Source organism: Peribacillus sp. B-H-3, from assembly GCF_048572925.1.
GTDB lineage: Bacteria > Bacillota > Bacilli > Bacillales > DSM-1321 > Peribacillus.
The window spans coordinates 1,635,382-1,648,149 of the sequence record NZ_CP183879.1; the positions used below are offsets into that span (position 1 = coordinate 1,635,382).

The 12,768-nt window shown below is 33.9% G+C and carries 12 protein-coding genes; 4 read left to right on the top strand and 8 right to left on the bottom strand.

What is annotated here, in order from left to right; genetic code table 11:
* The first annotated feature begins 444 nt into the window (after nucleotides 1-444).
* The 3 genes from ACN6MY_RS08095 (at nucleotide 445) to ACN6MY_RS08105 (ending at nucleotide 2,482) form a co-directional block, all read left to right on the top strand.
* The gene (locus ACN6MY_RS08095; RefSeq protein WP_419883500.1) at nucleotides 445-654 is read left to right on the top strand and encodes a hypothetical protein; all 210 of its coding nucleotides are present in this window, start codon (nucleotides 445-447) and stop codon (nucleotides 652-654) included.
* A 302-nt stretch (nucleotides 655-956) separates the two neighbouring features.
* Entirely contained in the window at nucleotides 957-1,694 is a 738-nt protein-coding gene (gene truA, locus ACN6MY_RS08100; protein WP_419883501.1) for a tRNA pseudouridine(38-40) synthase TruA, read from the top strand.
* 248 nt (nucleotides 1,695-1,942) lie between these two features.
* The gene (locus ACN6MY_RS08105; RefSeq protein WP_419883502.1) at nucleotides 1,943-2,482 is read left to right on the top strand and encodes an SH3 domain-containing protein; all 540 of its coding nucleotides are present in this window, start codon (nucleotides 1,943-1,945) and stop codon (nucleotides 2,480-2,482) included.
* Between the two features lie 181 nt (nucleotides 2,483-2,663).
* On the opposite strand, the gene ACN6MY_RS08110 is transcribed toward ACN6MY_RS08105, so the two are convergent.
* The 8 genes from ACN6MY_RS08110 to dndB all read right to left on the bottom strand — a co-directional run bounded on the left by ACN6MY_RS08110 (nucleotide 2,664) and on the right by dndB (nucleotide 10,269).
* A complete protein-coding gene (locus tag ACN6MY_RS08110) occupies nucleotides 2,664-2,873 on the bottom strand; it encodes a hypothetical protein (protein ID WP_419883503.1) in 210 nt (69 codons plus the stop codon).
* 245 nt (nucleotides 2,874-3,118) lie between these two features.
* Entirely contained in the window at nucleotides 3,119-3,547 is a 429-nt protein-coding gene (locus tag ACN6MY_RS08115; RefSeq protein WP_419883504.1) for a VOC family protein, read from the bottom strand.
* Between the two features lie 527 nt (nucleotides 3,548-4,074).
* Nucleotides 4,075-5,193 (bottom strand): cysteine desulfurase family protein, encoded by a 1,119-nt coding sequence (locus ACN6MY_RS08120; RefSeq protein ID WP_419883505.1) that lies wholly within the window; start codon nucleotides 5,191-5,193, stop codon nucleotides 4,075-4,077.
* A gap of 10 nt (nucleotides 5,194-5,203) precedes the next feature.
* Complete coding sequence (gene dndE, locus ACN6MY_RS08125) at nucleotides 5,204-5,575, bottom strand: DNA sulfur modification protein DndE (protein WP_419883506.1); 372 nt, start codon at nucleotides 5,573-5,575, stop codon at nucleotides 5,204-5,206.
* On the bottom strand, nucleotides 5,572-7,557 hold the full coding sequence (gene dndD / locus ACN6MY_RS08130; protein ID WP_419883507.1) for a DNA sulfur modification protein DndD: 1,986 nt from the start codon (nucleotides 7,555-7,557) through the stop codon (nucleotides 5,572-5,574). The genes dndE and dndD overlap by 4 nt, the downstream gene beginning before the upstream one ends.
* Nucleotides 7,558-7,579: 22 nt before the next feature.
* Nucleotides 7,580-7,795: a hypothetical protein gene (locus ACN6MY_RS08135; protein WP_419883508.1), complete on the bottom strand. Its 216-nt coding sequence runs from the start codon at nucleotides 7,793-7,795 to the stop codon at nucleotides 7,580-7,582.
* Between the two features lie 119 nt (nucleotides 7,796-7,914).
* Nucleotides 7,915-9,168, bottom strand: coding sequence for a DNA phosphorothioation system sulfurtransferase DndC (dndC, locus tag ACN6MY_RS08140; RefSeq protein WP_419883509.1), 1,254 nt, complete (start codon nucleotides 9,166-9,168; stop codon nucleotides 7,915-7,917).
* A gap of 3 nt (nucleotides 9,169-9,171) precedes the next feature.
* Nucleotides 9,172-10,269, bottom strand: a complete 1,098-nt coding sequence (gene dndB, locus ACN6MY_RS08145; protein ID WP_419883510.1) for a DNA sulfur modification protein DndB — start codon at nucleotides 10,267-10,269, stop codon at nucleotides 9,172-9,174.
* Between the two features lie 205 nt (nucleotides 10,270-10,474).
* Between dndB and dptF the strand changes: the two genes are divergently transcribed.
* Nucleotides 10,475-12,766 carry a DNA phosphorothioation-dependent restriction protein DptF gene (dptF, locus tag ACN6MY_RS08150; protein WP_419883511.1) on the top strand — a complete coding sequence of 764 codons (2,292 nt, stop codon included), beginning with the start codon at nucleotides 10,475-10,477 and terminating at the stop codon, nucleotides 12,764-12,766.
* The last annotated feature ends 2 nt before the right edge of the window (nucleotides 12,767-12,768 follow it).

A 12,768-nucleotide genomic window follows, 5' to 3' on the forward strand; every position in this document is an offset into this window, starting at 1 on the left:
ATTTGGTGCGATAGTGATAAAAATGATGATCCTATTAGTCTGATTTCAAAGTGTTTTCTATCTCGTTGAATAATGAGATTTCCTGAATATTTTTCTGTTCACTATCAGCTTCAAGATTTTTGGGAAGGTCCTAACTTCTTGCTCGTTCATTGCGGAAATTTCTCTAAAGTTATTTAATTTATATTAAGAGAAGGAATTGGTATCTGTTGTCACTTCATCCAATTGATTAGAAACATCCAGTTAGACAATGCAGCTGCAATTTTCCTTGAGATTGCAGGATAAGGAGATACCCAACCCATCATTAGGTTTAGTTATCCTCTCCATCTTTTTAAATGAGCTAGTGCATGCTATAATAAGGAACTTAGTATTATTAATCCTTTTTCTTATGATTGAACGGATGCCAAGAGAAGCCTCCGCATAGCGAAAAATATGGAGGTGCAAGAGTTGAACAGACGATGGACGATTGAGAAAATTAAAGAATTTGTTGAAAAGAATTCTGATAGTAAGCTTCTGACGACGGAATATCATGGTTTTTCTCAGAAATTACTATTAAAATGTAAATGTGGCAGCAATTTCGAAAAAACATTTACGAAGTTTAAAAATAATAACCAGCGTAAATGCGACGTATGCCAGCCGCCAAAAGAGGCACGATAACGTATTGGGAATTAATTTAGTGTCGATTTCTATTAAAAAGAGTTGGCACTATTTTTATATTAAAAGTGGCACTTGAAATTAATGTGTTTCGGTTCAGCCTGCATATTGCAAGCCGTGTAGCATCAGTTGCATGGCGTTAACCTCTTTGGTACATTATGCAGAAGTAAGACAAAATCTAATAACGGCTTAACCATTTAGTTGTTTATGAATAAATCATATGTTCCCTCATACAGCAGGAGCTGTATGGGGGCTTATGCTTTTTAGGGATATTCAGTTTAAAGCAGTAAAATCAGGAGGAAGCAATGAATAATTATAAAATGACGATTCAATATGATGGCGGGCGCTATAAGGGCTGGCAGCGGCTTGGTACCAGTGATGATACAATTCAAGGCAAAATTGAAAATGTTTTAACAGAACTAGCAGGAGAAACGGTTGAAATTATCGGAAGCGGCAGAACAGATGCCGGTGTACATGCTCTTGCTCAAATAGCCAATTTTAAAATAAGTGAAGGTAAAAATGAATCTGAAATCATGGAGTATTTGAATAGATATTTACCGCAGGATATCAGTGTTGTTGAGGTCATATCCGTTCCAGAACGTTTTCATGCCCGCTATAATGCCAAAGATAAAACGTATTTGTATAAAATCTGGAACGAGCAATATACCAATCCTTTTATGAGGAAGTATAGTATGCATGTTGATCAAAAGCTGGATATCACAAAAATGGAAACTGCCTGTCAATATTTTATTGGAAAACATGATTTTACTGCTTTTTCAAATGCAAAGTCTAAGAAAAAGTCCATGGTACGTGAAATATATACTATTGATATAGAAGAAAATGCCGGATTCATTGAAATTAGAGTGCAGGGCAATGGTTTTCTCTATAATATGGTAAGAAAAATGGTGGGAACGCTCATAGAAGTCGGTTTGGGTGAAATAGAGGCTGAAAGTATACCAGGTATCTTAGAATCAAAAGAAAGAGTTCAAACGGGCCGCATGGCTTATGCAGAAGGTCTGTACCTGGAAAAAGTTGATTTTTAAAAGGAATAAAGAGGTTTTAGATTGTTAACTTTCTTTAATTCCTGAATAACCCTCCAGAAGCGTACTCAATTTACGCTTCTTTTTTGTGATTCGGAAGTTAGAAGGTCTATGAAAGTTATCCACAAAGTAATTAGTTTTTTGTCACAAAATTCATCTTTCGGTTCATTTTGGAAAATGATTAACTTTTCAGATAATAATTAGGTTAAAATGGGTATAGAATAACAGCTCCATGCGAAAGGGGAAATTATATGAATTCATTAAGAAAAAAATCGCTTTATGCTTTGTTTGCTGCCGGATTAACATTGACGTCTGTTTCAGGTGCGATTCCATTTACACATGCAGCACAAGTACAGGCTTCTTCTGATGATTATCAAAACTCTGTTTCCTACTACAAGGTTACCGCATCGAGTATTAAAGTCTGGTCAAAGCCAGGAACGAAAGGCACTGTGCTAGGGACAATTAAAAAAGGCAGCATTGCAGCCGTTGAAGGTTTTATAAATGGTACGAAGTGGGCCATGATTACGTATAAAGGAAAAACGGCTTACATCTCTACTGAGCATTCGGTACGATATTTAAGCAAAGTAAAGACAATATCAGATGTAAGGCTCCATATTAAGGCTGCTACAGGCTCGAAAACTCTGATCGTTGTTCCAAAGGGAACTTTATTGAAAGACGTATACTGGGGTAATGGCAGCAAATACTCTCACTGGGCTCTTGTACAGTACAAAAACAAAACAGGCTGGATATACGGCAAATTCCTGACACCAAACGATATGTGGAGAAAATAATAAAGAGCCACTACAGTTCTTCGAATGAAGACTGTAGTGGCTTTTTTTGCTGGTGAAAGACATATTGCTGCCTTAGAATATTCTCTGATTATACCTTCCGCAAAACACCTTTTTTCGCTAATTTAATTAAGATTCCTTTGTTTTTATAGCGATTGTAAGCTATCAGTTTATTAAAATCTTTTTATGTTAGCTTTTCAGGCTCCACTGCAAGAACGTAATCATAACTAATTTTTGCAATAAGCGAAAGAGCATATTCTATTTGCTTGGGCGTTAAGGATAAATCTTCAAGGGCATGTGATGAATGCTTTAGAGATTCAGCATGCTCTTTTAGCCGTGCATCCACCAATGCCTCAATTTCCTCCTGGCTGAATGGTTTCGGTTCTGTTTCCATACTTTTTTTGTTTGGGATTTTTCAGCTTCTCAAGTAATCCTTTGAGCATACCTTCACGTCACTTTCTTTGCATCAGATGAATCTATGTAAGTTTGTGTTCCTCCTCCAATTTCAACATAATATATCATCTGATAATTATTAACATTTATAAAAGCTGCATAAACTGCTTACAGCCGAACCTTACATTTAAGCATAAAAAAGAAGGGCAGGGAATAGTCCTATCCTTCTTTCAATATTTATAACAATTACATTCCGGTGTCGCCGTTGTCAAAGTTGATTTGCCAGTGAATGCCGAACTTATCAGTTAGCTGGCCATACAGCTTGCTCCAGAATGTTTCCTGAAGCTCCATGGTTACCTTGCCATTATCGCTCAGCTTGTTAAACACCGATTTTAGTTCTTCTTCGTTTTGACTGCCATAAGTAAGGGTGATATTATTTCCTTCAACATAAGGCCTGCCAGGCATAGTATCGGAGAACATAACTGTGCTGCCGCTTATTGTAAGCCTTGCGTGCATAACCAGGTTCTTTGCTTCCTCTGCGAGCGGATAATCCGGATGCTGGGGTGCTTCTCCAAATGTCATAATCTGCGGTTTCTCTGTGTTAAAAATCTCTGAATAAAATTCCACTGCGTCTCTCGTATTTCCGTTAAAATTCATATAAACATTAATAGACATTGGCACCACTCCCGGAAAAATTTATATTAAAACTCAGTATTTATAATAAGCCATTTCAAAGAGATAATCAAAATATTCTTGTAATTATTTTTGACTTATGATATTAAAAATTTTCTCGAATAATATTGATGTTAATTAAATTAAAATGATTGCCATGGTCATATCAGGCCATATATTTAAGAATACTCTTTGCCGATATATTGAATAAAAAATACTGGTATTACAACTAAAGGGAAAATAAAAATTGAATGGAAGTGAACAGTATTATTAACAATTTACTAGCTTCCTTATAAAGAGGGCTTATTGACCAATAGCATACTATTTTAGGAAATTATAAGCCACCTAAAGCTATAAGGTAATAGTGGCTTTTATCACTGAGAGTGGAAGGGAATTTCGAGTAGGACTGTAGCGGTGCCTTATGATTAGTCTGCAGTAAAGCAATGACAAAAAAGAACAATGACAAAAGGCTTCAGAAAGTTTTTTCTGAAGCTTTTGTTAATAAGCCGAAAGGTGAAATAATTTCCACCTTATAACTGTTTGAAAATATCTAAATCCTCTTCCTTAATAAAGCTAGACAAAGAAAAACGAACTGTAAATATTACCTCATCAATAGTTAGACCAATTGCTGACAGAACGTGTGAAGGTTTACTTGAACTGCAAGCAGAACCTGTAGAAACCGCAACAATAGGTGCTAAGCTTTTAACTAATACTTCATTATTAATTCCTTTAAATTGAATACTGATAACTCCAGGTATTTTATTGTCGTTATCATTATTAAAATGAATTTGATTACTAAACTTATCTTTTAGGATAGATATTAGATACTTTTCAAGTTTATTTATCTTCTGTATGTTTTCAGAAATACTATTAATTGCTATTTCTGCTGCCTTTCCTAGACCCACAATATTATGGACAGCAAGAGTACCGCTTCTGATTCCTTGTTCTTGTCCTCCTCCGTGAAGGAGGGGAGTTATCATTGTCAAAATATGATACTGGTCCTCTCTAATAAAAGCAGCTCCAATTCCTTTTGGTCCATGAAATTTATGTGACGAACATGATAGAAAGGTAACGCCAGGATAATCACTTAAATTAATTTTAATCTTTCCAATAACCTGTGTAGCATCAGAGTGAAAGAATACATTTTTCTGTAAGCAAAGTTCAGAAATGGCTTTGATATCATTTAATGATCCAAGCTCGTTATTTCCCCAGATGATTGTTACTAATATTGTATTTTTTTTAATCTGATTTCTTAGATCATCTAGTAGAATCCTGCCGTATTCGTCTACATCAAGATATGTTACCTCGAACCCCTTGGTCTCTAAATATTTACAGGTTTCTAAAACAGAAGGATGTTCAACTTTAGTGGTAATAATATGTTTCCCTTTATCTGAGTGAAAATCTGCTACACCTTTAATGATCATATTATTGCTTTCGGTTGAACCACTTGTAAAAATGATTTCCGAATCTTTACTTCCTATTAAAGATCCAAGAGCAGACCTGGCTTTTTTAACTGCATTTTTTGCATTTTCAGCAACTAAATAATATTTGCTGGAAGGGTTGCCGAACTCCTCCATTAAAAAAGGGAGCATAGCATCCTTTACTTCAGGATGTATTTGTGTAGTTGCACTATTGTCTAAATAGAGCATGATTTTTCACCTAATTTCCCATCGTGATAAGATTATTCAAAAGTTTTTCGTAGTTTCCAGCATGCCTATACTCAATATCAAGGAGCACAATTCCACGCTCTAAATGAGCATTAAAAAGGTCAGGGAAATATTCTTCATCTAATACATTTCGCTGTGCATGCTGTCGGATTAGTGCTTTGTAAATATAATCATTTTCTCCGGTCATAGCATTTCTATGAATGTCCACACCTGATTTGTTTTCAACTAATGGAGGCATAGAAGGATCGCGCAAAGATAATGAGACTGCAATTCTGGATAGGATATTCCAGGTTAAAGAAGTGGTTGATTGAAGCTCTGCTAGCTTTTCTCCAGTAACTTTTGATGTTTTTAATCGGAAATTCATATATTCATCTCCATTTTCCTAAAAGGGAAATATTGATTAAGAATTTGGGTCTGCTTTCTTTCTACATTAAAATCAAGCATATATTCTTTCGCAATATTCTTCTTTAATTCAGAATAATGATTTGCGTCAATTTCTGTATCCGTAGAAAGAATTATTGCCTGTTTACCGCAATTTGGTATAAATTCTTTTAATATAGCAGTTTTATGAGTTCTATCTAATCTTCCGAGCAATGTATCAAATATAAATGGAACTTTTCTTCCTGAACATTTAAATATAGCCCAGATTATGGAGATTAATAAAATCTCTTTTTCACCCGCTGACAAAGTTGATTTTTCAATATGATCTTTGTGAGAATCCAGCAAATTAACTTCATACGTATTATGATCAATAATGATTGTAGATATATAATTTTGCTTTCTGAAAATTCGCTTAAGCATAATTGAAGCTTCAATTTGAACTTGCTGCAATTTTTTCTTTAATTGAACTTCTCTAAAACGGCGGCTTAAAGCAATAATTTTTTGAGACTCAAAAAATGAACTTTTGGTTTTTTCACTATCTCTAAGTGTAAATTGAATTTTATCAGTTGAAGAGATGGTAATATTCAGAGCATTTTTATATTCTTCCAATTCTCTTTCACCTTTAGATAATTCATCCTCTAATTTAAGAACGGATTGTTGAATGAACTCCATTTGTTCAATCATAGTGCTTAATTCGTTGGCGTTATCATTCTCTCTTAGTTTACTCCTAAGCGCTTGAAGCTCACTTAATTTATTTTTATTTTCTTCAATAATTTTTAGAGCATTCGCATCAGAATTGCCCATAATTTGTTGGTGCATATTCTCTACAATACTACTTTCTGAAAAGGATGCCCCATGAATTTGATTTAATTCTTGCTCTGGCTTTACTAGATTTAACACTTGATTCCTTAATTCTTTACTATGAGAAGGACTAACAGTAACAGTTAGAGAATTTAAGATGTTGCTTATTTTGTCTTCCGTAAGTTTCGAGTTAAGCTGTTTATAAAGCTGAAGTGCTTCTTCATTTTGTATCTGATGTATTGTTTGTGAAAGAAGATCCTTAGACAGATATAAAGGAAGCAGGGTAGAAACAAAATCACGGATTTTTTCTAAGTTTTGTTTTCTAGTCAATTCAATAGTTGACATTTGTCTTAAGATCTCATCTCGTTCAGCTTTTACAAGACCCCCGTTTACTTCAAAATCATTTTTTAATTGTTGGTATTCATCCTGTAAGGCTGTTTTCTGATCTTTTAACCGGTTTATATTCTCTATAAGCGTTTTTATTTTAGTTCTTTGTTCTTTTCCTTGTAAATTAAGATTGTATAGTTCTTTCTCGGCAGTTTCCATTTTTTCAGGATCTAAAGTCTGGCTAGAATAATTCTCCAGATCAGATTCAAGAATCTCAAATAAATCAAGATTAAAAACCACTCGGGATAGGTTCTTTAAGTACTCTGACAATTTATCTTCACTTACTATTCTCCCAATTTCCTCACCATCAAACAAGCAAAGATCTAATAATTGAGGAGGCATTACTTCTTTAAGCTTTGATTGAAAAATTTCTTTTTCATATTCAGTCAAATGTTTACCATTTGCTACTAATTCAACTGATTCTTTTACTAGTTGGTCAGAGAGTCTCCAGCTTCGATAAATAACATAATTAATTCTTTCAAAATCATCTATTAATGCAAATTCAAGTTTAATTCTAAAGTTATTCTCATTCATTTTCTTTGCATCATGGTTAAGCATATTTATTACTCTTTTAAAGTATTCTGCACTATCTGTTTTAAAGCCATAACCATAGGAACCGAATAAACCTAGTTTTATCGCATTTAATAAGGTTGTTTTACCTGCACCATTTTCTCCACCTATTAGAATTACATTCCGATCATTTTCTGTAAGAAGGTCAAAGGAGTTAATTCCTCTGTATGCACCAATATTTGTTAGTTGTATTTCATTGATAATCATTTTAGAACCTCATTTTCTACTATTATAAATGTAGATAATCCTGTTTTAATGCTTTGCTGATTTCATCCATAAGTCCTCTTCTTACTTTATAACCTGAGTAGTCTTTCTCAATGGAAATCAACTTTTTTAGAACTTTTATGTCTACTTTAAATTGGTCGCTGAGCAATTCTAGGTCGGAAATTTGTTCTTTATCAAATAGGGGACGGTCGTCAATTTCCCAATCAACAGAGTAACCCATAACTTCCTCAAAAATAGTTGGAATTTCATCTTCCCATTCACCGTTTTTAAACCAAATTTTCCTTATTGCTTTTAATTCTTCTATGCTAATAAGCTCAAAATTTGGATCTTCTGGATGTTTTAATTCCTTTTGGATTTTAGAAGTCTCTTAAGCATTTCTTTACGGGTTTCCATTGTATAAGGTCCTAAGCCAAGTTGAGCATACTTTAGAACTTTATCACCCTCTAAAGTTTCTTCTTCGTAAGTAACAAGAATTTTGTAATCCTCTGGTGAGCTTAAATCAATGTTTTGCTCAGCAGCATAAGACTTGAATTTATCTTTATCAATTACTGTATATTGAGCAAGAGGTATAAGGGATTTTGGCCTGCTTGATTTCTTTGGAATTAATACATGTGGAACTCCGTCAATATGCTCAATCTTGACCTCTTTAAAGTAAACTTGACCGTTCATTCTGTATTTCATTCTTCTGGTCCTTGAATCTCTTATAAAGGTTAACCAGTTGCGATAATCGAGTAAAGGTTTCATCCAATCATGGCCGCTTCTAATAAATCCAGTCAGAGCTTTATCTTCGTTGACAACAGTACAAACCCAACAGCCAAAACGACTGTTTCCACAGGAACCAGCACTTTCTTTAATTGACTTATCAACTATAAGAGGGCATTCTCCACTGCTTGAATCTTGATACAGACGGTGAAGATCATGATTATCATCACCCCAAGGTGAAGGGTAGTTCAGTAAATAATCCCAAACATCATCCAAAGTAAAGCTTCTAATTGGTGCGTACACATAAGCGTTGGATAGTGTAGAGTGTCTCATAAAAGTCTTTCCTTCTACAGTATGAGATCGTATTACATTACCTCTAGTAGTGCTTTCGTCTTCTCGTACACCTAATACCATTATAACTTCACCAAAGGAAGAGACTTTGTCCATAATAAATTTATTGGCTGGATCTATTTTAAGACGATCTGTACACCATCTAAATTGCTGGTTAGGAGTTGGGTACCCTTTTCCGATTATATTTACCCAGAAAGACTGCTCATAATCAGGTTTTACCTTATGTGTTTCAATAGGTAAGTCATGACTTAAGGCAGCATCTTGAATTCTTCTTAAGGTAGTATTAATAGAATTAATGATCAAGGGAGTTTCAACAAGAGTATCAGAAGAGATCACATATACTTTTTTATGTAATTCGTCTTTTGGCATTTCACATAAGGCTTCAAAGACAAGTTGGACAACAACAGTGGAGTCTTTTCCTCCGCTGTAGCCAACTACCCAAGGACGGTTATCTTCTTTATATGCTTTTTTAATCCGGTCTTTAGCATCCTCTACGATGTGCATTTGTTTGGTTAATAAATTACTAATAATACCATTCATATATTAAACCGCTCCTTTACAAAATTTATCTTCAAGCACCTGCTCTGATTCAGTTAATGGAAGTTCAATCAATTGTTTAATCTTGTGTGAGGTTAATTGGATTGTATAGGATGTCTTTTGGATTCTTCCATTCTGATTAAAAGCTCGCCCAAGCCAATCATGTGTATTGCTTCTGTTCCAATCGGCTTTAGAGAGTTTTCTAATATATTTATCCCAATCTAACGGATAATAGTTTCTTAGATATTGGCCAACTAATCCCAGGGCTTCGATAAAAACCCCATGCCCTACTATATAATTTGCTCTTAAATCTCTTGGTGTTAGTTCTTTTTTTAAAACCAGATTCCATTCTACAATAGAATCACATACAAGAGGCCAAAACTGCTTAATAAAAACCTCATCATCCTTTGAAATTTCATCACCTTTAGTTTTTTTAATTAATTTCAAGTTAGTATTAAAAATATGATTTAAAGCTAATATTTTAGGTGAATTTTTTGACAGAGAAACTCGTTCCTTATCTGTATACCTATTAAGCAATGGTGTAGTGGCAATTACGTCTTTAGTCACCATTGCCAACTGATCACGGTGATCATAAAGAATACCAATAGACGAAGTGGTGTTAACGGCATGTCTATTTAAATCTGAAAATATCTGCTGAGATTTCTTTAGGCCATCATCATGAAAGAAAACCACAGATATAGTTTCATTACCAAGTTCAGGAGAAATCTTTAAAGCTTCTTCTATTGCTGCCCTTCTATGTTGACCATCATTAATTAGAAATCTGGAATCTAAAGAGATCCTTAATTGTCCCAAGTCCCTTGAGGAAGCATCATTATTAAATGGAATAAATTCAATTTCACCATCTATTGAGGCGGTAATGGATGAAAAGACATAATCAGTTTGATTTTCAATAATGTAATTAGTCATTTCAGGTATTCTAGTTTTATTTAAAATTCTTTGCGCTCTATGATCTGGTGGGATCTCTTCTTCATCGAATAAGAATATTTTAGATATTATTCGAAGTGGGCACATGGCAACATAGTATTCTTTTCCTGCCTGAACTCCTCTAATAGAAGGGAAATTATAGCTAAAGGTTGCATCCAATTATATAACCTCCTAATTACGTACGTAAATATATAAAATGATTATATACTTAAAGGTTTTATAATTCAATGAAAAGACCGAACTTTTATTCGGGTCATTTTTAGTATTTAATGATGGGAAGTAATAGTTAGCTATCCTTGTTAAAAAACTGGAGAAATTATGGTAATATATAATGAAGAGAAATTCTGACGGAGTTGATATATAAATGAGTTCACACGAGGTTTATTTTCTGAGTTTTTTAGAAAATGTACATCCTATTGCTGCTCAAAATGCCAAAAAATTAGAACAATTATTATTTGAGGATCCAAGCAGTTCTATTGTTAAAGCAAGACTGTTTGCAGAGGAGATTTTAAAAGGTGTTTTACAAAATGAAAAAGATGCGCCCTACCTTCCAACCCTATTTGATAAACTTTCATACCTTACTAGAGAAGGGGTATTTAACAAAGAAATTCAGCAGTCTTTTGATATTATAAGACTTTCTGGTAATAAAGCTGCTCACGATGGGAAATTCAATGACATTACCATAGCTTTTAAGTTACATAGAGAAGTATATAAAATTGGAGTTTGGTTTTATGAGGTATATTCTTCCGAGCAAGTACAGATTCCAATTTATGAAATTCCTAAGCCCCGTCAAAATGATAATATCGAAGAGATCGTTCAGAAGAAAATACTTGAACTACTAGGAACGGGTTTGTTTGAACAAGAGAAAATTACTAAAGAACCAGCATCAGTAAATGAGGGGACTGACAAATCTCAAGAACACGGGAGTGATGCTCCAAATATTATCAGAAAAGATCTTAAACCAGGTGGCAGCTATCTTTTAAGGGAGTTAAGCAGATTAAAGGACTCCTCTCAGGAGGCAATTGAAAATGCGAGCCAATTTAGCATATTTAAGAATTACATGCACGTTGACCGTAAAATACAGAAGGACCTGGGGGGAATTCTCGAGAAAAACGCAAATAGAAGTAGGGGTAACTTAATTTTATTATGCGGGAGTGTTGGGGATGGAAAGTCGCACCTTCTTGCTTATCTTAAGGAAAAGAAAGCCCATCTAATCGATAAATATACTATTTTTAATGACGCTACAGAAAGCTTTTCGCCAAACAAGAATGCCATGGAGACTCTAGAGGAAATTTTGCGAAATTTCTCAGATGAAAAAATTGATACTTGTACAGATAAAGTCATCCTAGCTATAAATATGGGTGTATTGCATAACTTTACCACTAAGGAACATAAACGGCATTCATATACTATTCTACAAAAATTTGTAGCCGATAGTGATTTGTTTTCACAAAACATAACTACTTATTTCGGTAGCGAGACTTTCGATTTGCTAAGCTTTGCGGATTACCACTCTTATGAGCTTACAGAGGAAGGAACAGAATCATCTTTTTATTCAGCATTGCTTGAAAAAGTATTCAATCCCGCTGATAATAATCCTTTTTTTCTTGCATTAAAAGAAGACGAAAAGAACAGTGTAGAAACAATGATTCATCAAAATTATAGGTTCTTACAAAATAAATTTGTACAGGAACAGATCGTTCAGTTAATTATCCAAACGATTGTAAAGAAAAAGCTAGTAATTTCAGCTCGTTCTTTTTTAAATTTTATTGCAGATATATTAATACCTGATGAAGTAAAAAGTTTGGAACTAGCGACTGAATTTGAGAAGCTAGAATTCTCTTTGCCCAATCTTCTATTTAATAGAAGAGAGCGGTCAACCATATTACTTGCAATAAGCCAGTTAGATCCTATTCATCGCCGAGCAGAAGAAATTGATCAGTTAGTCATAGACCTAAATACACTTACTGATTGGAAATCCTTATTGGAAGAATATATTAAGGATAAAACACCTGTCAGCTGGTTAAGTCCTTTTGTTGCAAAGAGCAACTTGACAGGATACTCTTTCAATTTGTTTTTTGAGTCTTTCGTCAGAATTACATTCTTATGCAACCAAGAATTTGCTTTGCAGATAGCTGAACAAAGCTACGAAAAATATATTAAAAATTTATATTCTTTTAATATTGGTGACAAAAGAAAGATAAGAGAATTTTACGATGAAATTAAAGCAGTTATTTACAAATGGAAGGGCACCCCTAAAAAAGATTTTATCTATATGAATAAGTCTTCCGAGAAATTCAGGTTGGCCCAGAAGTTAAATTTACGCCCATCTATAGACCATCTTAAACCAAGTTCTAAAGAAAAATTAGATACTTTTAAATCTTCTATCCTTCTAGCTTATCGTGACTGGGAATCCGAGAATATAATTGATTTGGATATAGACTATCCATTATATGAACTTTTAACAAAAGTGCAAGATGGTTATTGTCCTAATAAAAAAGACGAAGAAGATGCAATAAAATTTGTTGAATTTATTGAAAAACTTATGGCGTTAGGAGACAAAAAGAAAGAAATGCTTGTTTATTTTCCACAAGACCATAAATTTTATATGATTAAACGAGATGACTTCGGTTCTTTTGTCTTCGAAAGGGAGTAAAA

Coding starts and splice junctions, on each gene's coding strand:
- truA (WP_419883501.1), top strand. CDS start 957: ATGAATAATTATAAAATGACGATTCAATATGATGGCGGGCGCTATAAG.
- ACN6MY_RS08105 (WP_419883502.1), top strand. CDS start 1,943: ATGAATTCATTAAGAAAAAAATCGCTTTATGCTTTGTTTGCTGCCGGA.
- ACN6MY_RS08110 (WP_419883503.1), bottom strand. CDS start 2,873: ATGGAAACAGAACCGAAACCATTCAGCCAGGAGGAAATTGAGGCATTG.
- ACN6MY_RS08115 (WP_419883504.1), bottom strand. CDS start 3,547: ATGTCTATTAATGTTTATATGAATTTTAACGGAAATACGAGAGACGCA.
- ACN6MY_RS08120 (WP_419883505.1), bottom strand. CDS start 5,193: ATGCTCTATTTAGACAATAGTGCAACTACACAAATACATCCTGAAGTA.
- dndE (WP_419883506.1), bottom strand. CDS start 5,575: ATGAATTTCCGATTAAAAACATCAAAAGTTACTGGAGAAAAGCTAGCA.
- dndD (WP_419883507.1), bottom strand. CDS start 7,557: ATGATTATCAATGAAATACAACTAACAAATATTGGTGCATACAGAGGA.
- ACN6MY_RS08135 (WP_419883508.1), bottom strand. CDS start 7,795: ATGGGTTACTCTGTTGATTGGGAAATTGACGACCGTCCCCTATTTGAT.
- dndC (WP_419883509.1), bottom strand. CDS start 9,168: ATGAATGGTATTATTAGTAATTTATTAACCAAACAAATGCACATCGTA.
- dptF (WP_419883511.1), top strand. CDS start 10,475: ATGAGTTCACACGAGGTTTATTTTCTGAGTTTTTTAGAAAATGTACAT.